Here is a 25,548-nt window from a genome sequence, read left to right as displayed (position 1 = left end):
CGCGTTTCGCGCATCCGGCGCAACGGCAGGGAGCCGATCTTGACCGAGTGTTTTGCCGATCGCGCCGATGCGGGCCGCCAACTGGCCGACGCGCTGAGCGACGACTACGCGGGGCGTAGCGACGTCGTCGTGCTCGCGTTGCCGCGCGGCGGCGTGCCCGTCGCGTATCCGGTCGCCTGTGCGCTGCGCGCGCCGCTCGACGTGCTGGTCGTGCGCAAGCTCGGCGTGCCGTGCGAGCCCGAGCTCGCGATGGGCGCGATCGCAACGGGGGGCGCGATGCATCTGCAGCGTTCCGTGATCCGCTCGATGGGCGTGACCGACGCGCAGCTCGCCGACGTGATCGTGCGCGAGACGGCCGAGCTGCAGCGCCGCGAAGCGCTGTATCGCGGCGCTGCGCCGCCGCTGCCGGTCGACGGGCGCATCGTGATCGTCGTCGACGACGGCGTCGCGACCGGCGCGTCGATGCGTGCCGCGCTGCAGGCGCTGCGCGAGCGCCACCCGGCGCGGATCGTGGCGGCCGCGCCGGTCGCGCCGGCGGGCGCGGAGCATGCGTTCGACGGCCTGGCCGACGCGTTCGTCGCGGTATCGCAGCCGCGCCCGTTCTTCGGGATCAGCCAGTTCTACGCGCGCTTCGGGCAAACGAGCGACGACGAGGTGCGTACGTTACTCGACGCGGCCCGCACGCAACGCGGCATCACACCCGCCTGATCCGGCGCGAGCGCGGCCGAGGGCGGCCGGCCTCGGCCAGCGCGAACACGCGCTGCAGCATCGGATGGACATTGCCGAGCCAGCGCGCGCCGGTAAACAACCCGTAGTGATCGCAATCGTCGACATCGACGCGATAGCGCTCGTCGGCCGCGAGGCCGCTGCACATGTCGAGTGCCGCATGCGTCTGGCCGGCGCCCGTGACCGCGTCGCATCGGCCTTCGACGGTCAGCAGCGCGACGCCGCGCAGCGCGCCCGGCTCGACGCGCCGGCCGCCGACGTCCCACGTGCCGTTCGCGAGGCACATCCGCTGGAACACGATGTCGACCGTGTCGAGGAAATATTCGGCCGGCATGTCGAGCAGCGCCGTGTATTCGAGCAGCGCGCGCCGCGCGCCGGCGAGCGCGGCCATGTCGAAGCGCGACGCGGCCAGCGCGTACGCCTCGACCAGCGACATGAAACGCTGCGGATACATCAGCGCGATCTCGCCTTGCTGGAGATAGGTCGGGAACACCTGGCGGCCGTGCCCCGCGAAGCCGGGCGGCACGATGTCGATCAGGTGGCGGCGGCACCAGCCGAGCGAGCGGGTGGCTGCCGCGGTGCCGAGCGCGCTCGGATTCAGGCGGGGGTCGAGCGGGCCGCCGATCAGCGTGATGCTCGCGGGCGGCGCCAGGCCGCGCGCGGCGCGCAGCGCGAGCGCGCCGAGCGCCGGCACGGTCGCCTGGCACACGGCGACGACGTGCAGCGGCCGATCGTCGAGCGCGAGCCCGTCGATGAAGCCGTCGAGCGTCGCGACATACTCGTCGAGCCCGAAGCGGCCCGACGCGAGCGGCACGTCGCGCGCATTGCGCCAGTCGGTCACGCAGACGTCGCCGTCGGCGAGCAGCGTCTCGACGGTTTCCCGCATCATCACGGCCGCGTGCCCGGCGAGCGGCGCGCACAGCAGCACCGTGCGCCGCGCATCGGCGCGCGTGAAGCGCCGCAGGTCGCAGAACGGCGTGTGCGCGGCGACCCGTTCGCCGATGGCGGATCGCCCGAGGTCGAAGCGCGGCGGCCCGGCCGGCTGCCCGAGCAGCGGCTCGAACAGGTCGTCGTAACACGACGACGCGGCTTGCGGCAGCGTCGCCGCGGGCCACGCATCGAACGCGTGCCGCGTCGCCGCGCGCCAGGCGCGCATCCATTCCCGCTGCTGCTCGACGAGGGCATACCACATGGCGAACCTTGGGACGGAAGGGGCGTGAATCTGCATTATGGTCACTGTGGCCGGGTAGCGGGGCGCTGATACGTATCAAGCGGACGCGCGTACGAGCACGCTAGGCGACGGCTCGCGACGCTGCTACAGTCGTCGGTCCCATTCCCCTCAAGCGGAGCGTTTGCGATGAAGCTGATCGGCATGCTGGATTCCCCGTTCGTGCGCCGTGTCGCCATTTCGGCGAAGCTGCTCGACCTGCCGTTCGAACACGAATCGATCTCGGTGTTTCGTCATTTCGAACAGTTCAGGGCGGTCAACCCGGTCGTCAAGGCGCCGACGCTCGTGACCGACGACGGGGCGACGCTGATCGATTCGTCGCTGATCGTCGACTATCTCGATCACCTGGTCGCGCCGGAGCGGCGCCTGCTGCCCGACGCCGCCGACGCGCGGCTGCGCGCGCTCGTGCCGGTCGGTTTCGCGCTGGCGGCGGCCGAGAAGACCGTGCAGGTCGTCTACGAGCAGGCGCTGCGCCCGTCCGACAAGCAGCACGCGCCGTGGATCGAACGCGTGCTGAGCCAGCTCGAGGGCGCGTACGGCGAGCTGGAGCCGCTCGTCGCGGCCGCGAACGGCTGGTTCGGCGGCGCACGCCTGCTGCAGTCCGACGTGACGGTCGCGGTCGCGTGGCGCTTCACGCAGTTCATGGCGGCCGATTACCCGGCGCTCGCGCGAATCGATCCGGCCCGCTATCCGGCGCTCGCCGCGCATTCGGCGCGTGCGGAAGCGCTGCCGGCTTTCGTCGAAACGCCGCTCGTCTAGGCCTGGCGGCCCTTGGCGGCGGGGCGCAAGGCCGCCCCGCGCCGCTGCTTGCCGGCCGCTCGACCGCACCCGGCAAGCCGCCGCCGATTGTTCTCGGTGGCCGACAAGTGACTTCGCATTCGCGCCGTTTATCCGGAAGCGGCCGGTCCCTAGAATCCACTCCATCGAATCACGCATTGCCAGATGGAGCCGATGATGAAAGCCCTGCTCGAATCAAGTCTGTATCACCCGTCCGTCGTGTTGCCGCTTGCCGCGCTGACGCAGTTGATGGTCGAGCGCGATTTCAATCTCGGCCAGGTCGGGCTGATCGTCGCGGCACGCGGCGCACAGGCGGCGGTGTCGCGCTCGCGTGCGCTGATCTTCTGCCGTCACGGCGAAGCGCACGCATGAGGGCGCTCGCGGCCAAAGGATGAAAAAAAGCCCGGCCGGCGCAAGCCGGTCGGGCGGATCGGATTCGATCGGGCCCCGGCTTCGGCCGGGGCTTTTTCATGGGCGACGCTCAGGCGCGTGCGGGCGACACGACGCTGTACATCTCCGAGTCGTCGTCCTCGCGCAGCTGGCGTGCGAGCTGGTGCGCCTCGCGGCGCGTCGCGACGGCCGGCGGCGAGCCCTTCAGGGGCTGGCGCGCGGTTTCCGCGAGCGCGACGACCGACACGATGCCGATCACGGCGGCGCCCATCATGTAGTACGCGGGCATCATCAGGTTGTGCGTCACGTCGACGAGCCATGCGGTAACGAGCGGCGTCGTGCCGCCGAACAGCGATACCGACACGTTGAAGCCGATCGCGAGCGCGCCGTAGCGGATCTCGGTCGGGAACAGCGCCGGCAGCGCCGACGGCATCACGCCGGTGAAGCAGGACAGCAGCACGCCGAGGACCAGCAGGCCGCCGAACACCGACGCCGTGGTGCCCGCATGGATCAGCATCATCGACGGGATCGACAGCACGAGCAGCCCGACACAGCCGGCGAGCATCACCGGCTTGCGGCCGATCCGGTCGGACAGGCGGCCGGCGAAGAGCGTCATCGGCATCATCAGCACCATCACGAGCAGCACCAGCACGAGGCTGTGCGATTCGTCGAAGTGCAGCGTCGACGACATGAAGCTCGGCAGATACGACAGCACCATGTAGTCGGTCACGTTGAAGATCAGCACGAGGCCGACGCACAGCAGCAGCGCACGCCAGTTGCGCATCAGCGTTTCGCGGAAGCGCGCCTTCGGCACGGCCTTGTCCTGCGCTTCGCGCTCTTCGGCCTGGCGCTTGAACGCAGGCGTTTCCTCGAGCTTCATCCGGATGTAGAGGCCGATCAGGCCGAGCGGGCCGGCGATCAGGAACGGCACGCGCCAGCCCCACGACAGCAGCGCTTCCTGCGACAGCGATGTGGTCAGCAGCGCGACGACGCCCGCACCCATCACATAGCCGATCAGCGTGCCGAACTCGAGGAAGCTGCCCATGAAGCCGCGGCGCTTGTCGGTCGAGAATTCGGCGATGAAGGTGGCCGCGCCGCCGTATTCGCCGCCGGTCGAGAAGCCCTGCACGAGGCGCGCGACGAGCAGCAGCACGGGCGCCATGATGCCGATCGATGTATAGCTCGGGATCAGGCCGATCGCGAAGGTGCCGGCGGCCATCATGATCATCGTCGCGGCGAGCACGCGCTGGCGGCCGATGCGGTCGCCGAGCGGGCCGAACACCATGCCGCCGAGCGGGCGCACGAGGAATGCGGCCGCGAACGTGCCGAAGGTCGCGAGCAGCTGCGCGGACGGGCTGCTGGACGGGAAGAACACCTTGCCGAGCGTGACGGCGATATAGCTGTACACACCGAAGTCGAACCATTCCATCGCATTGCCGATGGCCATCGCGCTGACGGCGCGCTTGAGCAGGCTCTGGTCGACGACGGTTATGTCGTCCGCGGCGAGCGGAGCGTCGCCGGACGAAGTGGAGGAAGAAGCAGCGGTCGGGCTGACGTGTGTTGCGGTCAAGGTCATGCACTCCTTTGACTGCGCCGGAACGGGCGGGCCGTCCGACACGGTTTGCCTGCAAGCGCGGTGTCGTGCGCGGCGCGTCGGGGCAGGCCATTAAGCACTTACTGCGCAACGGGCAGCAAAGGGCCGTAAGGGGCTGCTTCGACGCGGGCCCGATGGGCCGTCGCGACAGTGCGCTCATGAAGAATGGGCCGCGTGACGCTGGCGGCAGATGCCGGCGCGGACGGAGGTCCGGCGTTCCGGCAAGCGCCCCGAAAGGGGCAACGAAACGAGAAAAGCGGGCCTGTCGGGCGGGCTTTCCTGTGGGTGCAATTTCGGTCGAAGCGCCGGCCCGCAATGCGCGGACGGACTTCTCTCGAAATCGAATAGACAGAGATTGAATGTTGAAACAGGCGACATGATAGCACGATGACGGATGATCGTGCAAATTGCCGGGAGGCGCCCGTCTGGCGGGGCGTCCGGGGCGGCCTGCTCGGGTATGATCGGCGGCGCGCGGCGGGGCCGTGCAGCGCCCCGGCGACGGGGCCGAATTCACGAGGAACCGGATGACCGAACTGATGAGGATCGCGGCGCTGTTCGCCGCCACCGCACTGGCCGAAATCGTCGGCTGTTACCTGCCGTGGCTCGTGCTGAAGGGCAGCCGGCCGGCCTGGCTGCTGGTGCCGGCTGCGCTGTCGCTCGCGCTGTTCGCGTGGCTGCTGACGCTGCACCCGAGCGCGGCCGGACGTACTTATGCCGCGTACGGCGGCGTGTATATCGCGGTAGCGCTGGTCTGGCTGCGGGTGGTCGACGGTATCGCGCTGACCCGCTGGGATGTGGCCGGCGCGGTGCTCGCGCTCGGCGGGATGGCGGTCATCGCACTGCAGCCGCGCGCGTAGGCGCGGCCGCGGTGCGTGCCGCGTGCGTCAGGCCGTTTCGGCGGCGCCCGCGTCGGCGGACTTGCGCCACACGCACGTGCCCTTGACCGACTTGTCGAGTTCGTCGAGCTGCGCCTGGTGCGCGGCGAGCTCGTCGTCGCTGGCGGTCACCACCTGCAGGTCGAGCGCGGCGAGCGACACGCGCTGGCCGTTCGCCGCGCCGCCGTCGGCGCCCGCGTCGTCGAGCATGTCGATCACGAGGCTGTCCTGGCCGCGCGTCATCGCGAGATACACCTCGGCGAGCAGCTCCGAGTCGAGCAGTGCGCCGTGCAGCGTCCGGTGCGCGTTGCTGATGCCGAAGCGGTCGCACAGCGCGTCGAGCGAGTTGCGCTTGCCGGGGAACATCTGCTTGGCCTGCACGAGCGTGTCGATCACGCCGCCGCAATGTTCGGTGAACGGCGGCAAGTCGAGGCGCGCGAATTCGGCGTCGAGGAAGCCCAGGTCGAACGGCGCGTTGTGGATGATCAGCTCGGCGTCCTTCACGAAGTCGAGGATCTGGCTGGCGACTTCCGCGAACTTCGGCTTGTCGCTGAGGAATTCGGTCGTGAGGCCGTGCACGGCCAGTGCGCCCGGATCGCTGTCGCGCTCGGGGTTCACGTAGAAGTGCAGGTTGTTGCCGGTGAGCCGCCGGTTCAGCAGCTCGACGCAGCCGATTTCGATGAGGCGGTCGCCCGTGCGGGCGTTCAGGCCGGTGGTTTCGGTATCGAGAATGATCTGGCGCATGTCGGGGAAAACGAAGGAAACAGGGGAGTGGCCGGCGTTCAGGCCGTGAGCGATTCGACGCCGCGATTCGCGAGCGCGTCCGCGCGCTCGTTTTCGGGATGGCCCGCATGACCCTTGACCCAGCGCCACTCGATTTCGTGCTGCGCGACGAGCGCGTCGAGCCGCTTCCACAGGTCGGCGTTCTTCACGGGTGTCTTTGCCGCGGTGACCCAGCCTTTCTTCTTCCAGCCGTGGATCCACTCGCTGATGCCTTTCTGCACGTATTGCGAATCGGTGTGCACGATCACCTGGCACGGCCGCTTCAGCGCCTCGAGCGCGGCGATCACGCCCATCAGCTCCATGCGGTTGTTGGTCGTGTTGGGCTCGCCGCCGAACAGCTCCTTTTCACGGTCGCCGTAGCGCATCAGTGCGCCCCAGCCGCCGGGGCCGGGGTTGCCCTTGCAGGCGCCGTCGGTATAGATGTCGATCGTATCGATTGTCATGAATGTTCTTGATGGGTGGTCGGGGAGGCCGCGGGCGTCAGGCCTGGCGCGAGCACGGGTTTTTTCATCTTGATCTGGCCGACGAGGCGCATGCCGCGCACGCGCTTGACGGCCGTCACCATGTAGACGGCGCCGAAGATCGGCCACCAGCGGTCGCCCGCGGCTTCCATGAAGCCGTAGCGGGCCAGCCACTTGTCGGTGACGAGCGGCGGCCGGTAGCAGCCGAAGCGGCCGCGTTCGAGGTCGAAGCCGAGCAGCTTGATCCAGTCCTTTAGCCGGATGAACGCGATCTGGTCGCGCGTGGCCGGCACGAACGGGCGGTTCGCCATGCGCCCGAACGATTGCCGCATGCCCCACAGGCTGAGCGAATTGAAGCCGGTGATCACGAGCTGGCCTTCCGGCATCAGCACGCGCTCGGCCTCGCGCAGCAGGCGGTGCGGGTCGGACGTGAATTCGAGCGTGTGCGGCATCACGATCAGGTCGACGCTTTGCGACTCGAACGGCAGGTCGAGCAGGTCGCACCACGTCGTGCTGCGATCGGCGGGCGCGTGCTCCGGCGCGTGCGCTTCGCGCGCCCACGGATACTGGTACGGCGCGCTCGCGCCGCTCGCCGGATCGAGCACGAGGCCGCGATACGGCATGCGGTTCTCGCGCAGCGCGTCGAGCTGCGGCAGGCCGAGCTGCAGCGCGTGGAACCCGAATACGTCGGACACGATCCGGTCGAGCTGCGCCTGCTCCCAGTCCAGCACGTAGCGGCCGGGAGGCGAGTCGGTCCAGGCGGGCCAGTCTATAATTTGACGATCAGGCATAACGATGGTTGCGCGCCCATGAACGAGCTGGAATACGTGCCGGTGCCGGCATTCGAAGACAACTATATCTGGCTCGTCTCGGACGGCCGCGATGCGATCGCCGTCGATCCGGGTGAAGCCGCGCCGGTGCGCCGGGTTCTTGCCGAACGAGGCTGGCGGTTGACCGCTATTTTACTCACGCACCATCACGCCGACCATGTCGGCGGTGTCGAGGCGCTGCGCAATAGCCAACCGGCCGATGTGCCGCTCACCGTTTACGGCCCTGCGGCCGAGGCGATCGGCGTGGTCACGCGGCCGCTTTCGGGCGGCGATCGCGTGACGCTCGACGCGCCGGCCGTCGCGTTCGACGTGCTCGACGTGCCCGGTCATACGCGCGGCCACATTGCCTATTTCCAGGCGGCCGGGCAGGGCGCCGCGGTGCCGCACGTGTTCTGCGGCGACACGCTGTTCTCGTGCGGCTGCGGCCGCCTGTTCGAAGGCACGCCCGCGCAGATGCTCGCGTCGCTCGACGCGCTCGCGGCGCTGCCGGGCGACACGCGCGTGCATTGCGCACACGAATACACGCTGTCGAACATCCGCTTCGCGCTCGCGTGCGAGCCCGGCAATGCGGCGCTCGCCGCGTGGCGCGACGACGCGCAGGCGCTGCGCGCGCGCGGCGTGCCGACGCTGCCGACGACGATCGCGCACGAGCGCGCGGTGAACCCGTTCATGCGCGCGGACAGCGCCGCCATCCATGCGACGCTCGAGGCCGAGCTTCACGAAACGGTGCCGGATCGTCTGGCGGCGTTTACGCTGATGCGGGAGTGGAAAAACCGGTTCAGATGATGATTTCCGGAGGACTCCAAAGCTCAAGCGGAGTCTGTAAAAATTGCTCCAAATGTAGGATTTCGCTGAGTTTTCGGTGTTTTTATTGACGTGAAGCACGCACTTCCGTAGTATCGCCAGCAATTTCCAGCCGTCGGAAGCCGAGATTTTCATGCGACTTATATTGAGTGCGATGGTGGTCCTGCTACTCGCCGCTTGTGCGAGCCAGGCTCCTGTCGCCAACAACGCCGCCGATCCGCAGGCGGCGTCCAACTACCTCCGTAAATCAGCCACCGCCAAAGAAACTGTCGACGTCGACAAGCAATCCGTCGGCGACCTGACCAGTGCGGACTCCGATCTCTGGGGCCGCATCCGTCGCGGCTTCCAGATGCCCGACCTGCAGAGCGACCTCGTCGACATGCAGACGACCTGGTACACGCAGCGTCCGGATTACGTGCAGCGCATGACCGAGCGCTCGCAGAAGTACCTGTATCACATCGTCGAGGAGCTCGAGGCGCGTCACATGCCGACCGAGCTCGCGCTGCTGCCGTTCATCGAGTCCGCGTTCAACCCGCAGGCGCTGTCGGTCGCGAAGGCGGCCGGCATGTGGCAGTTCATGCCCGGCACGGGCCGCACGTACAACCTGAAGCGCAATATGTGGCAGGACGAACGGCGCGACGTGCTCGCGTCGACGAGCGCCGCGCTCGACTACCTGTCGCGCCTGCATGACATGTTCGGCGACTGGTATCTGGCGCTGGCCGCGTACAACTGGGGCGAGGGCAACGTGCAGCGCGCGATCGCGCGCAACCAGGCGGCCGGCCTGCCGACCGACTACCAGAGCCTGCGGATGCCGAACGAGACGCGCAACTACGTGCCGAAGCTGCAGGCGGTGAAGAACATCATCGCGAGCCCGAAGCAGTACGGCCTGACGCTGCCGGACATCCCGAACCACCCGTATTTCGTGACGGTCACGACGTCGCGCGACATCGACGTCGCGGTCGCCGCGAAGCTCGCGAACCTGTCGCTCGACGAATTCCGCTCGCTGAACCCGTCGTTCTCGAAGCCGGTGATCCTCGGCGCGACCGAACCGCAGATCCTGCTGCCGTTCGACAACGCGTCCGCGTTCGAGAAGAGCCTGAAGGCATACAACGGCCAGCTTTCGACGTGGACCACCTACACGGTCAGCGAACGTGCGCGGCCGGCTGCGATCGCCGAGAAGATCGGCGTGGATGCCGATACGCTGATGTCGGTCAACAAGATTCCGGCCGGCATGCGCCTGAAGCCGGGCTCGACGATCGTCGTGCCGCGCGGCGATGACGACGACGAGGACATCAGCGCCGACGTCGCCGAAAACGGCGCGCTCGCGATGGAGCCGGACGTACCCGACACGCGCAAGATGCTGATCCGCGTGCGCCGCAAGCAGTCGATGGCGGCGATCGCCGGCCGCTACGGCGTGTCGGTCGGCCAGCTCAAGGCGTGGAACCGCACGCACCGCGATCTCGCGATGCCGGGCCAGGCGCTCGTGCTGCACGTGCCGGTCGGCCGCTCGGTGCCGGCGGAACCCGGTCCGGAGCGGATCGCAACGTCGGTCGGCAGTGCGCGCATCGAGCGCGCGAGCCTGGCGGTGGGCGGCAAGTCGCACGGCGCGAAGCGCGGCGCGGCAAAGCCGGCGGCCAAATCGACCAAAGCGGCGAAAGCTGCACCCGCGAAGGCCGCGCCGGCCAAGGGCAAGAAGAAGTAACGCGGCTGCGAAGCGCGGCGGCCGGCCGGTCCGGGCCGCGCGATTGCGCTATCATCCGACGAATTGCAACGAAAACGCCGTCACCGAGGTGACGGCGTTTTCGTTTGTGCGCGGTGCGAGGGTGCCGCGCCGCTTCGGCAGTCTTCATATCACGAGGGGGAGCGATGTCGTCGGTGCAGGTTGGGGTGCTCGCGCTGTTTTCGGTCGGGTATTTCGTGTCGTATGTGTTTCGCGGCGTCAATCTGGGCTTCGCGCCGTTCGTCACGCATGAGCTCGGGTTGTCGGCCGCCGATCTCGGCCTGCTCACCAGTCTCTATTTTCTCGGCTTCGCGGGTGCGCAGATTCCGGCCGGCGTGATGCTCGACCACTTCGGCCCGCGCCGTGTGACGGCCGGCATGCTGCTGTTCGCGGCGGCCGGCGCCGCCGTGTTCGGCGCCGCGCACGGCATCGGCACGATGATGGTCGGCCGGCTGCTGATCGGCGTCGGCGTGTCGGTGTGTCTCGGCGCAGCGTTCAAGGCGCTCGCGCAGCATTTCCCGGTCGGCCGGCTGCCGCTCGTCAACGGCCTCGTGATGGCGGTTGGCGGCCTCGGCGGCGTCGTGGTCGGTTCGCCGCTGACCTGGCTGCTCGGCTGGACGAACTGGCGCGCGATCTGTTTCGGCCTCGCGGTGCTGACGGTGGTCGTCGCGGCCTCGATCGGTTTCGGCGCGCCCGAAGCGAAGCAGGTACGCCACCAGGGCGGGCTCCTCAGCCAGTTCAAGGGCACGTGGCACATCCTGAGCAGCCGCGCGTTCTGGAAGATCTCGTCATTCTCGGTCGTCACGCAGGGCGTGTTCTACGCGATGCAGTCGCTGTGGGTCGGGCCGTACCTGCGCGACGTCGCGGGGTTCGATGCGCCGCATGCCGCGCGCCTCGTGTCGGTGCTCGGCTTCGCGATGATGGCCGGCTGCGTCGGCTTCGGCGCCGCGGCGCGCGTGCTCGAGCGGCGCGGCGTGTCCGTCTACGCATTCTGCGGTGTCGGCATGGCGCTGTTCGTCGCGACGCAGGTCGCGATCGTCGCGCGCATGCCGTTGCCGCCGGCCGTGCTGTGGGCTGCATACGGGATGTTCGGCGGCGTCGGCATCCTGACCTACGCGGTGATGGCCGGGCACTTTCCCGCCCACCTGATCGGCCGCGCGAACACGACCCTCACGCTGGTGATCTTCCTGCTGATCTTTGCGTTCCAGATCGGTGTCGGCGCGGTGCTGTCGCACTGGCCCGCGCTCGACGGCCGTTATCCGGCGGCCGCGCACCTCACCGCATGGGGCGTGCTGCTTGCGCTGCAACTCGCGAGCGCGGTCTGGTACGTGTGGCCCGCGCGCGGCGCTGGCCAAGCGCACTGATCCGGCGGTACGCTGGTAGGTGGGGCGGCTGCGGAAACGGGGCCGCAGCACGTCGAGCGTGCGCCGTTGCGCGTACGCCGTACCGCGCTGCCGGTGGCGGCGCGTGCATGATCGGACGGCCATATCGATTGAAGATAGGGCCATTTTCGGGCTATAATTTGAAAGTTTGTGCTGATCAACCTCGCACCCTAGCGCCTACCTCATTCATCCCGTTCATCCGCCGCACGCCGCCTGCCGGGCGATGCCGCGAAGCCTCGTGCGCCACGCGCCGGGTTCGCGTCTCGACAACGCAGGCCGCGTCCAGCTAGCGACTACGCGCGCCCACGCAGCGCGGCGCTCGCGCGGCAGGGTAAACAGGTCGGCAGCAGGGTGTTCCCCAAGGAGCCTCCCGTGTTGCCGTCTTTTTCTCCCGCCTTGCTTGCACTCGCCGACGGCACGGTCTTTCGTGGTTATTCGATCGGGGCCGAAGGCCATACGATCGGCGAAGTCGTGTTCAATACCGCGATCACCGGCTATCAGGAAATCCTGACTGATCCGAGCTACGCGCGCCAGATCGTCACGCTCACCTACCCGCATATCGGCAACGTCGGCGTCAACGCCGAAGACGTCGAAGCCACGAAAGTCCATGCCGCCGGCCTGATCATCCGTGATCTGCCCACGCTCGCATCGAACTTCCGCATGGACCGCACGCTCGGCGATTACCTGCGCGACGAAGGCGTCGTCGCGATCGCCGGCATCGACACCCGCAAGCTGACCCGCATCCTGCGCGACAAGGGCGCGCAGAACGGCTGCATCCTGGCCGGTTCGGACGACGAGGCGAAGGCGATCGAGCTCGCGCGCTCGTTCCCGGGCCTCGCGGGCATGGATCTCGCGAAGGTCGTGTCGACCACGAAGCCGTTCGAGTGGAAGCAGACCGAATGGCGCCTCGGCAGCGGCTACGGCATGCAGGAAGCGCCGAAGTACCGCGTCGTCGCGTACGATTTCGGCGTCAAGTACAACATCCTGCGCATGCTCGCGGAGCGCGGCTGCCAGGTGACGGTGCTGCCGGCGCAGGCGAGCGCGGCCGATGCGCTCGCGCTGAATCCGGACGGCATCTTCCTGTCGAACGGCCCCGGCGATCCGGAGCCGTGCGATTACGCGATCGCGGCCACGAAGGAATTCATCGAGCGCGGCGTGCCGACCTTCGGCATCTGCCTCGGCCACCAGATCATGGGCCTCGCGGTCGGCGCGAAGACGCTGAAGATGAAAACGGGCCACCACGGCGCGAACCATCCGGTGAAGGATCTCGGCGACGGTCGAGTCGTGATCACGTCGCAGAACCACGGCTTCGCGGTCGATGCGGATTCGCTGCCGGCCAACGCGCGCGTGACGCACGTGTCGCTGTTCGACGGCACGCTGCAGGGCTTCGAGCTGACCGACAAGCCGGCGTTCTGCTTCCAGGGCCACCCGGAAGCGTCGCCGGGCCCGCACGACATCGGCTATCTGTTCGACCGTTTCACCGCGCTGATGGACGCGGCGAAGCAGCGCAACGCCTAACGCAACCGACGCAACCGAAGGACGGGAGATTCGCATCATGTTCGGCCACGCACTCGGCATCACGGATATCTGGACCTACGTGTTCGGCGTGATCTTCATCATCCTGCTGCCGGGGCCGAACTCGATGTACGTGCTGTCGCTCGCGGCGCAGCGCGGCGTGAAGGCCGGCTATCGCGCGGCCTGCGGCGTGTTCGTCGGCGACACGGTGCTGATGGTGCTGTCGGCCGCGGGCGTCGCGTCGCTGCTGAAGGCGAATCCGCTGCTGTTCTCCGTCGTCAAGTACGGCGGCGCCGCGTACCTGCTCTACATCGGCACCGGCATGCTGCGCAGCGCGTGGCAGAAGCTGCGCACGCCGGCGGGCGGGCTTGCCGAGGCGCCGCAGACGGTCGACGGCGAGCGACCGTTCCGCAAGGCGCTGATCGTGAGCCTGCTGAATCCGAAGGCGATCCTGTTCTTCATCTCGTTCTTCATCCAGTTCGTCGACCCGGCATTCCCGCATCCCGCGCTGTCGTTCGTCGTGCTCGGGGCGATCGCGCAAAGCGCGAGCTTCCTGTACCTGAGCACGCTGATCTTCGCGGGGGCGCGGCTCGCCGAGCACTTCCGCCGCCGCCGCAAGCTTGCGGCAGGCGCGGCGAGCAGCGTGGGCGGCCTGTTCATCGGTTTCTCGGTGAAGCTCGCGCTCGCGACCATGAGCTGAGCGCTGCCGGCCGACCCACGACAACGATTACTTATTGAATTCACAAGCCATGCCAAAACGCACAGACATCAAGAGCATCCTCATCATCGGCGCCGGCCCGATCATCATCGGCCAGGCGTGCGAGTTCGACTATTCGGGCGCGCAGGCTTGCAAGGCGTTGCGTGAGGAGGGCTACAAGGTCGTTCTCGTCAACAGCAACCCGGCGACGATCATGACCGACCCGAACACGGCCGACGTGACCTACATCGAGCCGATCACGTGGGAAGTCGTCGCGCGCATCATCGAGAAGGAGCGCCCGGACGCGATCCTGCCGACGATGGGCGGCCAGACCGCGCTGAACTGCGCGCTCGACCTGCATCACCACGGCGTGCTCGAGAAGTTCGGCGTCGAGCTGATCGGCGCGTCGCCGGAAGCGATCGACAAGGCGGAAGACCGCCAGAAGTTCAAGGAAGCGATGACCAAGATCGGTCTCGGCTCCGCGAAGTCGGGCATCGCGCACTCGATGGAAGAGGCGACCAAGGTGCACGCCGAGATCATGGCGGGCACCGGCGGCAGCGGCTACCCGGTCGTGATCCGTCCGTCGTTCACGCTCGGCGGCTCGGGCGGCGGCATCGCGTACAACCGCGAAGAGTTCGAGGAAATCTGCAAGCGCGGTCTCGACCTGTCGCCCACGCGCGAGCTGCTGATCGAGGAATCGCTGCTCGGCTGGAAGGAATACGAGATGGAAGTCGTGCGCGACCGCGCCGACAACTGCATCATCGTCTGCTCGATCGAAAACCTCGACCCGATGGGCGTGCACACCGGCGACTCGATCACGGTCGCACCGGCGCAGACGCTCACCGACAAGGAATACCAGATCCTGCGTAACGCATCGCTCGCGGTGCTGCGCGAGATCGGCGTCGACACGGGCGGTTCGAACGTGCAGTTCTCGATCAACCCGAAGGACGGCCGCATGGTCGTCATCGAAATGAACCCGCGCGTGTCGCGTTCGTCGGCGCTCGCATCGAAGGCGACCGGCTTCCCGATCGCGAAGGTCGCCGCGAAGCTGGCGGTCGGCTACACGCTCGACGAGCTGAAGAACGAAATCACCGGCGGCCAGACGCCGGCGTCGTTCGAGCCGACGATCGACTACGTCGTCACGAAGATCCCGCGCTTCGCGTTCGAGAAGTTCCGTGAAGCCGATTCGCGCCTGACGACGCAGATGAAGTCGGTCGGCGAAGTGATGGCGATCGGCCGCACGTTCCAGGAATCGTTCCAGAAGGCGCTGCGCGGCCTCGAAGTCGGCGTCGACGGTCTCGACGAGAAGTCGACCAACCGCGACGAGATCGCGATCGAGATCCACGAGCCGGGCCCGGACCGCATCTGGTATGTCGGCGATGCATTCCGCATCGGCATGACGGCCCAGGAAATCTTCGCGGAAACCGCGATCGACCCGTGGTTCCTCGAGCAGATCGAGCAGATCATCCTGAAGGAAAAGGCGCTCGCGGGCCGCACGCTCGCGTCGCTGACGTTCGACGAGCTGCGCTACCTGAAGCAGAGCGGCTTCTCCGACCGCCGCCTCGCGAAGCTGCTCGGCGCGACGCCGGAAGACGTCCGCAAGCGTCGCGTCGAGCTGAACGTGCGCCCGGTCTACAAGCGCGTCGACACCTGCGCGGCCGAATTCGCGACGAAAACCGCGTACATGTACTCGACCTACGAGGAAGAGTGCGAGGCGCAGCCGACCACGAACAAGAAGATCATGGTGCTGGGCGGCGGCCCGAACCGGATCGGCCAGGGCATCGAGTTCGACTACTGCTGCGTGCACGCGGCGCTCGCTATGCGCGAGGACGGCTACGAAACGATCATGGTCAACTGCAACCCGGAAACGGTGTCGACCGACTACGACACGTCCGACCGCCTGTACTTCGAGCCGCTGACGCTCGAAGACGTGCTCGAGATCGTCGACAAGGAAAAGCCGGTCGGCGTGATCGTCCAGTACGGCGGCCAGACGCCGCTGAAGCTCGCGCTCGACCTCGAGGCGCACGGCGTGCCGATCGTCGGCACGTCGCCGGACATGATCGACGCGGCCGAAGACCGCGAACGCTTCCAGAAGCTGCTGCAGGACCTCGGCCTGCGCCAGCCGCCGAACCGCACCGCACGCGCCGAAGACGAAGCGCTCAAGCTCGCCGAGGAAATCGGCTATCCGCTGGTCGTGCGCCCGTCGTACGTGCTGGGCGGCCGCGCGATGGAAATCGTCCACGAGCCGCGCGACCTCGAGCGCTACATGCGCGAGGCCGTGAAGGTGTCGAACGATTCGCCGGTGCTGCTCGACCGCTTCCTGAACGACGCGATCGAGTGCGACGTCGACTGTATCTGCGACGGCGAAGCCGTGTTCATCGGCGGCGTGATGGAGCACATCGAGCAGGCGGGCGTCCACTCGGGCGACTCGGCATGCTCGCTGCCGCCGTACTCGCTGTCGAAGGAAACCGTGGCCGAGCTGAAGCGCCAGACGGGCGCGATGGCGAAGGCGCTGAACGTGGTCGGCCTGATGAACGTGCAGTTCGCGATCCAGCAGGTGCCGCAGGCGGACGGCTCGAAGCAGGACATCATCTACGTGCTCGAAGTGAACCCGCGCGCGTCGCGCACGGTGCCGTACGTGTCGAAGGCGACCAGCCTGCCGCTCGCGAAGATCGCGGCGCGCGCGATGGTCGGCCAGAAGCTCGCGCAGCAGGGCGTGACGAAGGAAGTCGAGCCGCCGTACTTCAGCGTGAAGGAAGCCGTGTTCCCGTTCGTCAAGTTCCCGACCGTCGATCCGGTCCTCGGGCCTGAAATGCGTTCGACCGGCGAAGTGATGGGCGTCGGCCAGACGTTCGGCGAAGCGCTGTTCAAGTCGCAGCTCGCGGCCGGTTCGCGCCTGCCGGAGTCGGGCACGGTGCTGCTGACCGTGATGGACGCCGACAAGCCGAAGGCCGTCGAAGTCGCACGCATGCTGCACGACCTCGGCTACCCGATCGTCGCGACCAAGGGCACGGCTGCCGCGATCGAAGCGGCCGGCGTGCCGGTGAAGGTCGTGAACAAGGTGAAGGACGGCCGTCCGCACATCGTCGACATGATCAAGAACGGCGAGATCGCACTCGTGTTCACGACGGTCGACGAGACGCGCCAGGCGATCGCCGATTCGCGTTCGATCCGCATGAGCGCGCAGGCGCACAAGGTCACGTACTACACGACGATGTCGGGCGCGCGCGCGGCCGTCGAAGGCTTGCGCTACCTGAAGGATCTGGAAGTCTATGATTTACAAGGTCTTCACGCTCGCCTAAACTAAGCAGTCAGTTACCTGTCGAAGCAATACGTGCCGCGGTTAAGCGGTGTTTCCGGTTCGCCGGAAACGCGCTTAATCGCGGTGATTTTTTTTAAAGCCGTTTTTAGCGATTGAGCCGTTTATGAGCACCATTCCGTTGACAAAGCGTGGCGCAGAGCAACTGCGCGATGAATTGCAGCGCCTCAAATCCGTCGAGCGGCCGGCCGTGATCAACGCGATCGCGGAGGCCCGCGCACAGGGCGATCTGTCCGAAAACGCCGAATACGATGCCGCGAAGGAAAAGCAGGGCTTCATCGAGGGTCGTATCGCGGAAATCGAATCGAAGCTGTCGGCCGCGCAGGTCATCGATCCCACCGTGCTCGATGCCGAAGGCCGCGTGGTCTTCGCGTCGACGGTCGAACTCGAGGATCTCGAGTCGGGCGACACCGTCAAATACCAGATCGTCGGCGACGACGAAGCCGATATAGATCACGGTCTGATCTCGGTCAGCTCGCCGATCGCGCGCGCACTGATCGGCAAGTCCGAAGGCGACGTCGCGGCCGTGCAGGCGCCGAGCGGCGTGCGCGAATACGAAATCATCTCGGTCAGCTACATCTGAAACGGGGCGACGTGATGCCGCATCGCGTGTTCCGTCTGCTGTCGGCCGTGTGGGTCGGCAGCCTGCTGACGATCGGGTATGCGGTCGCGCCCGTGCTGTTCAAGACGCTGGAGCGGATGACGGCCGGTTCGGTCGCCGCCCAGCTGTTCCGTATCGAGGCGATCCTCGGTGTCGTGTGCGGCGTGCTGCTGCTCGCGTTGTCGAACCAGCAGGTGCGGCGCGGCAGCAGCGAATATCGTCGCGTGCGCTGGATCGTCGCCGCGATGGTCGTGTGCGTGCTGGTCGGGTATTTCGCGCTGCAGCCGTTCATGAACGCGCTGCGGGTGGCCGCGATGGACGCGGGCACCGATATCGCGAATTCGCCGTACGCGAGTCGCTTCGGGATGCTGCACGGCGTCTCGAGCGTGTTCTATCTCGTCGAGAGCGTGCTGGGGCTGATGCTGATCTGGCGTCTGCCGGCGCGCGACGCCTGAGCGCAGCGCGGGCAGTGCGGCACGGTGCGACCGTGCCGCGTACGCGTTTTACTTGTCCTGGAACGGCCGCTTGGTGCTTGCCTGGCGCTTTTTCGCGCGCTTCACGGTGCCGCCCGCCGTCACGCGTTCGTTGCCGCGCACGACGACCTTCGTCGGCTTCGGACGACGCACGGGGCTCGCGTTCGGCGACACCTTGACGACCTTGACCGTGCGCGGTGCGCGGCCTTTCCTGTCGTCGGCGGCTTCGGCCGCGCTCGGCAGCGTGCCGGCGCGACGGCCGCGGGCCGGGGCCGCTGCAGGGGCTTCGGGCTTCCAGATCACCAGCAGCTTGCCGATGTGCTGGATCGGCGCCGCGCTCAGGCGGTCGCAGATCTCGTCGTAGATCGCGATGCGTTCGTCGCGCTCGTCGCCGAACACGCGGATCTTGATCAGCTGGTGCGCGGCGAGGTGCACCTTGATTTCCTTCAGCACGGCGTCGGTCAGCCCTTCGGCGCCGATCAGCACGACGGGCTTGAGCGCATGGGCCTGGGAGCGCAGCGCGGAGCGCTCGGCGGGAGAAAGCGAAAGGGCGGGCATGGAAATGTCGAAATCTAAATAAGGGCACGCGGCCTGAAAAGCGATCGCGGGAAGTTACCGCGTCAGCCGTGCGCCGAAACCACGTAAAATCGCGGCTTGGGCCTGAAAAGGGGCCGCAGCCGCGCGAAGAAGACGCGTATTATCCGCTAAAAGCGCGGCTTCACGAAGCAAATGGCAGCAATCTCTCTCTCGAATGGCAAAAAACCGCTTTAACCAGCACTGGCTGCACGACCACATCAACGACCCGTACGTCAAAATGGCGCAGCGGGAGGGCTATCGCGCGCGTGCCGCGTACAAGCTGAAGGAAATCGACGAGCAGGACAAGCTGGTCCGTCCGGGCCAGGTGATCGTCGATCTCGGCGCGACGCCGGGCAGCTGGAGCCAGTATGCCCGCAACAAGCTCGCGCAGGGCAAGAAGCGCGACACCGAGCGCGAAGGCGGCATCGACGGCACGATCATCGCGCTCGACCTGCTGCCGATGGAGCCGATCGCCGACGTCCACTTCATCCAGGGCGACTTCCGCGAGGACGAAGTGCTCCACCAGCTCGAGGAAGTGCTCGAAGGCCGCGCGGTGGACCTTGTTATTTCGGACATGGCCCCCAACCTCTCCGGTGTGGCCTCGGCGGACGCGGCGCGCATCGAGCATCTCTGCGATCTGGCGCTCGAATTCGCGCAGAACCATCTGAAGCCGGACGGTGCGCTGCTCGTGAAATGCTTTCATGGCAGCGGCTACAGCCAGATCGTCGAGAAATTCAAACAGCAGTTTAAGACCGTCGCGCCGCGCAAGCCCAAGGCGTCCCGCGACAAATCGTCCGAAACGTTCATTTTGGGTCGGCATCTGAAGCATCCGCGCTGATGCGCGGCGGGGTGCCGCAAACGGGCTCCGGCCCTTGCCGGACAAGCGAAGCGCTATCGCGGCGGTTGTCAATGCTTATGGCGAGGGTGGTCGGACTGGATTAGAATGACCGAGGGGCGCCGCAAGGAAAATGTAGGCGCTCGTCTACGAGTGAAGGAGTGGTGCTTTGAACAACAATATGTTTTCGAAGGCAGCGGTGTGGTTAGTGATCGCACTGGTGCTGTTTACGGTGTTCAAGCAGTTCGACAAGCCCCGCGTCCAGGAAGGCGTGTCCTATTCGCAGTTCATGGACGACGCCAAGAACGGCAAGGTCAAGAACGTCATCGTTCAGGGACGCAACCTCACCGTCACTCCGGCTGATGGCCAGAAATACCAGATCGTGTCGCCCGGCGACATCTGGATGGTCGGCGATCTGATGAAGTACGGCGTGCAGGTCAGCGGCAAGGCCGATGACGAGCCGAACGCGCTGATGTCCGCGCTGTACTACCTCGGGCCGACGATCCTGATCATCGTGTTCTGGTTCTACATGATGAGGCAGATGCAGGGCGGCGGCAAAGGCGGCGCCTTCTCGTTCGGCAAGTCGCGAGCGCGGCTGATCGACGAGAACAACAACGCGGTGAACTTCTCCGACGTCGCGGGCTGCGACGAAGCGAAGGAAGAAGTGTCCGAGCTCGTCGACTTCCTGCGCGATCCGCAGAAATTCCAGAAGCTGGGCGGTCGCATTCCGCGCGGCGTGCTGCTCGTCGGCCCGCCGGGTACCGGCAAGACGCTGCTCGCCCGCGCGATCGCGGGTGAAGCGAAGGTGCCGTTCTTCAGCATCTCGGGTTCGGACTTCGTCGAAATGTTCGTCGGCGTCGGCGCGGCCCGTGTGCGCGACATGTTCGAGCAGGCGAAGAAGCATGCGCCGTGCATCGTGTTCATCGACGAAATCGACGCGGTCGGCCGTCATCGCGGCGCCGGCATGGGCGGCGGCAACGACGAACGCGAACAGACGCTGAACCAGATGCTGGTCGAGATGGACGGCTTCGAAGCGAACTCGGGCGTGATCGTGATCGCCGCGACCAACCGTTCCGACGTCCTCGACAAGGCGCTGCTGCGTCCGGGCCGTTTCGACCGCCAGGTCTACGTCGGTCTGCCGGATATCCGCGGCCGCGAGCAGATCATGCGCGTGCACCTGCGCAAGGTACCGATCGCGAACGACGTCGATGCGGCCGTCATCGCACGCGGCACGCCGGGCTTCTCGGGCGCCGATCTCGCGAACCTCGTGAACGAGGCTGCGCTGTTCGCCGCACGCCGCGGCAAGCGCATCGTCGAGATGCAGGATTTCGAGGACGCGAAGGACAAGATCTTCATGGGTCCGGAGCGCAAGTCGGCCGTGATCCGCGAGGAAGCGAAGCGCGCGACCGCTTACCACGAGTCGGGCCACGCGGTGGTCGCGAAGCTGCTGCCGAAGGCCGACCCGGTGCACAAGGTCACGATCATCCCGCGCGGCCGTGCGCTGGGCGTCACGTGGCAGTTGCCGGAGCATGACAACGAGACGTACTCGAAGGACTACCTGCTGGACCGCCTCGCGATCCTGTTCGGTGGCCGGGTGGCGGAAGAGCTGTTCATGAATCTCGTCAGCACCGGCGCATCGGACGACTTCAACAAGGCAACGCAGACGGCGCGCGCGATGGTGGCACGCTTCGGCATGACCGATGCGCTCGGGCCGATGGTCTACGTCGACGACGAGAACGATGCGTCGCCGTTCGGCCGCGGCTTCACGCGCACGATCTCGGAAGCGACGCAGCAGAAGGTCGATTCGGAAATCCGCCGCGTGCTCGACGATCAGTACAACCTCGCACGCCGCCTGCTCGAAGAGAACCGCGACAAGGTCGAAGCGATGACGGCCGCGCTGATGGAGTGGGAGACGATCGACGCCGATCAGATCAACGACATCATGGAAGGCCGTCCGCCGCGTTCGCCGAAGAGCTCGCCGGCCGTCGGCGGCGATTCGTCGGGCGGTGGCAGCAGCGCCGAGGTCAAGCCCGGCAACGCGCCGGCGCCTGCTTCGCCGGCGGCATAACCTCCGCTTTAGCACCGTTCACGGGCTGGTGTGGCTTCACACCGGCCCGTTTTGCATTCAACCACGCCAGTCGCTCGTGTCCGATTCCGCTGTTACTCCATCCATTCCCGCGCCGCTCCAGTGCGGCCGCTTCGCACTGACGTTCGAGCGCCCGCTCGTGATGGGCATTCTCAACGCCACGCCCGATTCGTTCTCCGACGGCGGCCGCTTCCTCGCGCGCGACGATGCGCTGCGCCAGGCCGAGCGCATGATCGCCGAAGGCGCGGACCTTCTCGATATCGGCGGCGAATCGACGCGCCCCGGCGCGCCGCCCGTACCGCTCGACGAGGAACTCGCGCGCGTGATCCCGCTCGTCGAGGCGCTGCGGCCGCTGAACGTGCCGCTGTCGATCGACACCTACAAGCCGGCCGTGATGCGTGCGGCGCTGGCCGCCGGCGCGGACCTGATCAACGACATCTGGGGGTTCCGCCAGCCGGGCGCGATCGACGCGGTGCGCGACGGCAACTGCGGGCTGTGCGCGATGCACATGCTCGGCGAGCCGCAGACGATGCAGGTCGGCGAGCCCGACTACGGCGACGTCGTGACCGACGTGCGCGAGTTTCTCGCCGCGCGCGCGCAGGCACTGTGCGACGCGGGCATTGCGCCGGAGCGGATCTGCGTGGATCCCGGCTTCGGGTTCGGCAAGGCGGTCGTCGACGACAACTATGCGCTGCTGGCCGCGTTGCCGGACACGGCGCCTGCGCGGCCCGACGGGCGCGCTTATCCGATTCTCGCGGGCATGTCGCGAAAGTCGATGCTCGGCGCGGTGATCGGCGGCAAACCGCCGATGGAGCGCGTCGCGGCGAGCGTGGCGGCCGCGTTGTGCGCGGTCGAGCGCGGTGCGGCGATCGTGCGCGTCCACGACGTCGCGGCGACGGTCGATGCGCTGAAAGTCTGGAATGCCGTGCGCGTAGCCGCGCGGCAACGATAAGTCAGAAGACGAAGGAGGAAGATTCGCTATGGGACGTCGATATTTCGGCACGGACGGCATTCGCGGCACGGTGGGCGAGGCGCCCATCACGCCGGATTTCGTATTGCGCCTCGGCTACGCGGCCGGCAAGGTGCTGGCCAGTTCGGCCGACGTCGCGGCAGGCTCGCGTCCGACGGTACTGATCGGCAAGGACACGCGCGTGTCGGGCTACATGCTCGAAGCCGCGCTCGAGGCCGGCTTCTCGGCGGCCGGGGTCGACGTGATGCTGGCCGGCCCGATGCCGACGCCGGGCGTCGCATATCTGACGCGTGCGCTGCGCCTGTCGGCCGGCGTCGTGATCAGCGCGTCGCACAACCCGTATCACGACAACGGGATCAAGTTTTTCTCCGCTGACGGCAACAAGCTGCCCGATGACACCGAAGCCGCGATCGAAGCGTGGCTCGACAAACCGCTCGAGTGCGCGTCGTCCGACGGCCTCGGCAAGGCGCGCCGCCTCGACGACGCGGCCGGCCGCTACATCGAGTTCTGCAAGAGCACGTTCCCGGCCGCGTTCGACCTGCGCGGGCTGAAGCTCGTGGTCGATTGCGCGCACGGTGCCGCGTACCAGGTCGCGCCGCACGTGTTCCACGAGCTCGGCGCGGACGTGATCCCGATCGGCGTCGCGCCGAACGGCTTCAACATCAACGACGGCGTCGGCGCGACCGCGCCCGACGCGCTGGTGCGCGCGGTGCGGGCGAACCACGCCGATCTCGGCATTGCGCTCGACGGCGATGCGGACCGCCTGCAGGTCGTCGATGCGACCGGGCGCCTGTACAACGGCGACGAGCTCCTCTACGTGCTCGTGAAGGACCGGATCGCGACCGACGGCAAGGTCGAAGGCGCGGTCGGCACGCTGATGACGAACCTCGCCGTCGAAGTCGCGCTGCAGCGCGAGGGCGTGAAGTTCGTCCGCGCGGCGGTCGGCGACCGCTACGTGCTCGAGCAATTGCGCGAGCATGGCTGGCAGCTCGGCGCGGAGGGCTCGGGCCACATCCTGTCGCTCGACCGGCATTCGACCGGCGACGGCATCGTGTCGGCGTTGCTCGTGCTGGCCGCGCTGAAGCGCAGCGGCCGAACGCTTGCGCAGATGCTCGATGGCGTCACGCTGTTTCCGCAGAAGCTGATCAATGTGCGGATGAAGCCGGGCGCCGACTGGAAGGGCAGCACGTCGATCCGCGCCGCGATCGACGCAGCCGAGGCCGCACTCGCCGGCAGCGGCCGCGTGCTGATCCGCGCATCCGGCACCGAGCCCGTGCTGCGCGTGATGGTCGAAGCGCAGCAGGCAGCCGATGCAGTCCGCCATGCGGAGACGATCGCCGACGCAGTGCGCGCGGCGACGACCTGACGCACGATAGCGGCGCGGGGCGGTCCTGCCGCCCGCGCGCCGGTTCTCCGGTGAATCGGCATGCGGCGCCTTCGGGCGCCGCAATTTCGTCAGACGCAAAGGTTTGCGCTACCTATAGTGTGTCGCGTCGATCAACGCATCGCCTGACTGAAGATATCTTCCGCCCCCTGATATCGCGCCCACCGCGGGCAGGGGCTTCCCGTCCCGCCGACGCTGCGCTACGATCCGCCGGCGAACCCGAAAAAACGGGTGTCCGCCCCGTCCTCGCCAGGCAGGCAATTCTTGCCGCCTCTGCCGTTCCGGTGCCCGCAGGCGCCGCCCGCGCCGCACCCGATACTCCCTTTCAACCAGTCATGTTACTGTCACGCCAGTTTCATCGATTGTCACATTACCGTCATGAGGAGCCCCTAACCTTCGCGGTGCCGTAGTCATCCGCTCACACACTGGAGGTCTCATGAAATTGATGCAAACCGCGATTGCCGGCCTGGCTGGCGCGCTTTTCGCCGTTGCCGCGCAAGCTGCCGACATCACGGGCGCAGGCAGCACGTTCGCGATGCCGATCTATACGAAATGGGCTGCCGACTACCAGCAGTCCGGCGGTGCGAAGGTCAACTACCAGGGTATCGGTTCGTCGGGCGGCCTGAAGCAGATCAACGCGAAGACGGTCGATTTTGCCGGTTCGGACGCTCCGCTGAAGGATGAAGAGCTTGCGAAGGAAGGCCTGTTCCAGTTCCCGACGGTGGTCGGCGGCGTGGTGCCGGTCGTCAACGTGCCGGGCGTGAAGGCCGGTGAACTGACGCTGTCGGGCCCGGTGCTCGGCGACATCTACCTCGGCAAGATCAAGAAGTGGAACGACCCGGCGATCGCCGCGCTGAACCCGAAGGTCAAGCTGCCGGATACGGACATCGCGGTCGTTCGCCGTGCTGACGGCTCGGGCACCAGCTTCATCTGGACGAACTACCTGTCGAAGGTCAGCGACGAGTGGAAGTCGAAGATCGGCGAAGGCACGACGGTCAACTGGCCGACGGGCACGGGCGGCAAGGGCAACGACGGCGTTGCGGCCTTCGTGCAGCGCCTGCCGGGCGCGATCGGCTACGTCGAGTGGGCGTACGCGAAGAAGAACAACATGACCTACACCGCGCTGAAGAACTCGACGGGCACGGTGGTCGAGCCGAAGACGGAAACGTTCAAGGCCGCTGCTGCGGGCGCGAACTGGTCGAAGTCGTTCTACCAGATCCTGACGAACCAGCCGGGCAAGGAAGCATGGCCGGTCGTCGGCGCGACGTTCGTGCTGCTGCACGCGAAGCAGGACAAGCCGGAGCAGGGCGCGGAAACGCTGAAGTTCTTCAGCTGGGCGTTCAAGAACGGCGAGAAGGCTGCGGACAGCCTCGACTACATTTCGCTGCCGGCGACGGTCGAGACGGAAATCCGCAAGCAGTGGAAGACGAAGGTGACGGACGCATCGGGCAAGCCGGTCGCCGCCGAGTAAGCATTGCAGCGGTTCACTGCCCGGCCGCGCCGGTCGGGCAGTGTGTGCGGT

Annotated in this window: 23 protein-coding genes; 17 read left to right on the top strand and 6 right to left on the bottom strand. The window is 67.1% G+C overall.

The window, feature by feature from the left end; all coding sequences use genetic code 11:
• Positions 1–39: 39 nt before the first annotated feature.
• Positions 40–708: a phosphoribosyltransferase gene (locus tag KVT39_RS04505; RefSeq protein WP_034183262.1), complete on the top strand. Its 669-nt coding sequence runs from the start codon at positions 40–42 to the stop codon at positions 706–708.
• On the opposite strand, the gene KVT39_RS04500 is transcribed toward KVT39_RS04505, so the two are convergent.
• Positions 695–1,918, bottom strand: a complete 1,224-nt coding sequence (locus KVT39_RS04500) for a polyhydroxyalkanoate depolymerase (protein ID WP_105392998.1) — start codon at positions 1,916–1,918, stop codon at positions 695–697. The two genes, KVT39_RS04505 and KVT39_RS04500, sit on opposite strands and share 14 nt — an antisense overlap.
• Positions 1,919–2,083: 165 nt before the next feature.
• On the opposite strand from KVT39_RS04500, the gene KVT39_RS04495 reads away from it, so the two are divergent.
• Both KVT39_RS04495 and KVT39_RS04490 read left to right on the top strand, forming a co-directional pair.
• The gene (locus KVT39_RS04495) at positions 2,084–2,713 is read left to right on the top strand and encodes a glutathione S-transferase family protein (RefSeq protein WP_034183264.1); all 630 of its coding nucleotides are present in this window, start codon (positions 2,084–2,086) and stop codon (positions 2,711–2,713) included.
• 192 nt (positions 2,714–2,905) lie between these two features.
• On the top strand, positions 2,906–3,103 hold the full coding sequence (locus KVT39_RS04490; protein WP_034183459.1) for a hypothetical protein: 198 nt from the start codon (positions 2,906–2,908) through the stop codon (positions 3,101–3,103).
• Between the two features lie 109 nt (positions 3,104–3,212).
• On the opposite strand, the gene proP is transcribed toward KVT39_RS04490, so the two are convergent.
• Positions 3,213–4,697, bottom strand: a complete 1,485-nt coding sequence (gene proP, locus KVT39_RS04485; RefSeq protein ID WP_034183265.1) for a glycine betaine/L-proline transporter ProP — start codon at positions 4,695–4,697, stop codon at positions 3,213–3,215.
• A 542-nt stretch (positions 4,698–5,239) separates the two neighbouring features.
• Here proP and KVT39_RS04480 point away from each other — a divergent pair.
• The gene (locus KVT39_RS04480) at positions 5,240–5,572 is read left to right on the top strand and encodes a YnfA family protein (RefSeq protein WP_034183266.1); all 333 of its coding nucleotides are present in this window, start codon (positions 5,240–5,242) and stop codon (positions 5,570–5,572) included.
• A 27-nt stretch (positions 5,573–5,599) separates the two neighbouring features.
• On the opposite strand, the gene dnaQ is transcribed toward KVT39_RS04480, so the two are convergent.
• From dnaQ to KVT39_RS04465, 3 genes are read right to left on the bottom strand one after another with little or no spacing between them, the layout of a single operon-like run.
• Positions 5,600–6,334, bottom strand: a complete 735-nt coding sequence (gene dnaQ, locus KVT39_RS04475) for a DNA polymerase III subunit epsilon (RefSeq protein WP_105392997.1) — start codon at positions 6,332–6,334, stop codon at positions 5,600–5,602.
• Positions 6,335–6,372: 38 nt separating this feature from the next.
• Complete coding sequence (rnhA, locus tag KVT39_RS04470) at positions 6,373–6,816, bottom strand: ribonuclease HI (protein ID WP_034183268.1); 444 nt, start codon at positions 6,814–6,816, stop codon at positions 6,373–6,375.
• Complete coding sequence (locus KVT39_RS04465; RefSeq protein WP_034183269.1) at positions 6,813–7,625, bottom strand: class I SAM-dependent methyltransferase; 813 nt, start codon at positions 7,623–7,625, stop codon at positions 6,813–6,815. The genes rnhA and KVT39_RS04465 overlap by 4 nt, the downstream gene beginning before the upstream one ends.
• 18 nt (positions 7,626–7,643) lie before the next feature.
• Here KVT39_RS04465 and gloB point away from each other — a divergent pair, with 18 nt between their 5' ends.
• From gloB to KVT39_RS04425, 8 genes are all read left to right on the top strand, one after another.
• Positions 7,644–8,450 (top strand): hydroxyacylglutathione hydrolase, encoded by an 807-nt coding sequence (gloB, locus tag KVT39_RS04460; RefSeq protein ID WP_105392996.1) that lies wholly within the window; start codon positions 7,644–7,646, stop codon positions 8,448–8,450.
• 151 nt (positions 8,451–8,601) lie between these two features.
• Positions 8,602–10,170 carry a transglycosylase SLT domain-containing protein gene (locus KVT39_RS04455; protein WP_034183271.1) on the top strand — a complete coding sequence of 523 codons (1,569 nt, stop codon included), beginning with the start codon at positions 8,602–8,604 and terminating at the stop codon, positions 10,168–10,170.
• A 164-nt stretch (positions 10,171–10,334) separates the two neighbouring features.
• A complete protein-coding gene (locus KVT39_RS04450; protein WP_217587984.1) occupies positions 10,335–11,552 on the top strand; it encodes a nitrate/nitrite transporter in 1,218 nt (405 codons plus the stop codon).
• A gap of 390 nt (positions 11,553–11,942) precedes the next feature.
• Complete coding sequence (carA, locus tag KVT39_RS04445; protein ID WP_072435871.1) at positions 11,943–13,088, top strand: glutamine-hydrolyzing carbamoyl-phosphate synthase small subunit; 1,146 nt, start codon at positions 11,943–11,945, stop codon at positions 13,086–13,088.
• Positions 13,089–13,125: 37 nt separating this feature from the next.
• The gene (gene leuE, locus KVT39_RS04440) at positions 13,126–13,785 is read left to right on the top strand and encodes a leucine efflux protein LeuE (protein ID WP_034183274.1); all 660 of its coding nucleotides are present in this window, start codon (positions 13,126–13,128) and stop codon (positions 13,783–13,785) included.
• A 49-nt stretch (positions 13,786–13,834) separates the two neighbouring features.
• Complete coding sequence (gene carB / locus KVT39_RS04435; protein WP_034183275.1) at positions 13,835–17,089, top strand: carbamoyl-phosphate synthase large subunit; 3,255 nt, start codon at positions 13,835–13,837, stop codon at positions 17,087–17,089.
• 118 nt (positions 17,090–17,207) lie between these two features.
• Positions 17,208–17,684: a transcription elongation factor GreA gene (gene greA / locus KVT39_RS04430; RefSeq protein WP_021163362.1), complete on the top strand. Its 477-nt coding sequence runs from the start codon at positions 17,208–17,210 to the stop codon at positions 17,682–17,684.
• A gap of 14 nt (positions 17,685–17,698) precedes the next feature.
• A complete protein-coding gene (locus KVT39_RS04425) occupies positions 17,699–18,157 on the top strand; it encodes a DUF4149 domain-containing protein (protein WP_006497614.1) in 459 nt (152 codons plus the stop codon).
• Between the two features lie 48 nt (positions 18,158–18,205).
• On the opposite strand, the gene KVT39_RS04420 is transcribed toward KVT39_RS04425, so the two are convergent.
• The gene (locus KVT39_RS04420) at positions 18,206–18,733 is read right to left on the bottom strand and encodes a YhbY family RNA-binding protein (RefSeq protein ID WP_034183276.1); all 528 of its coding nucleotides are present in this window, start codon (positions 18,731–18,733) and stop codon (positions 18,206–18,208) included.
• A gap of 193 nt (positions 18,734–18,926) precedes the next feature.
• Between KVT39_RS04420 and KVT39_RS04415 the strand changes: the two genes are divergently transcribed.
• From KVT39_RS04415 to pstS, 5 genes are all read left to right on the top strand, one after another.
• Complete coding sequence (locus KVT39_RS04415) at positions 18,927–19,589, top strand: RlmE family RNA methyltransferase (RefSeq protein ID WP_034183277.1); 663 nt, start codon at positions 18,927–18,929, stop codon at positions 19,587–19,589.
• A 166-nt stretch (positions 19,590–19,755) separates the two neighbouring features.
• Positions 19,756–21,654, top strand: coding sequence for an ATP-dependent zinc metalloprotease FtsH (gene ftsH, locus KVT39_RS04410; protein ID WP_034183278.1), 1,899 nt, complete (start codon positions 19,756–19,758; stop codon positions 21,652–21,654).
• A 28-nt stretch (positions 21,655–21,682) separates the two neighbouring features.
• Positions 21,683–22,624 (top strand): dihydropteroate synthase, encoded by a 942-nt coding sequence (folP, locus tag KVT39_RS04405; RefSeq protein WP_175750036.1) that lies wholly within the window; start codon positions 21,683–21,685, stop codon positions 22,622–22,624.
• Between the two features lie 28 nt (positions 22,625–22,652).
• Positions 22,653–24,008 (top strand): phosphoglucosamine mutase, encoded by a 1,356-nt coding sequence (gene glmM / locus KVT39_RS04400; protein ID WP_034183280.1) that lies wholly within the window; start codon positions 22,653–22,655, stop codon positions 24,006–24,008.
• A 454-nt stretch (positions 24,009–24,462) separates the two neighbouring features.
• Positions 24,463–25,497, top strand: coding sequence for a phosphate ABC transporter substrate-binding protein PstS (pstS, locus tag KVT39_RS04395; RefSeq protein ID WP_034183281.1), 1,035 nt, complete (start codon positions 24,463–24,465; stop codon positions 25,495–25,497).
• Positions 25,498–25,548 lie beyond the last annotated feature (51 nt).

Source organism: Burkholderia sp. GbtcB21, assembly GCF_019091065.1.
Taxonomy (GTDB): domain Bacteria; phylum Pseudomonadota; class Gammaproteobacteria; order Burkholderiales; family Burkholderiaceae; genus Burkholderia; species Burkholderia pyrrocinia_C.
This window is presented reverse-complemented; position numbering and strand designations above follow the sequence as displayed.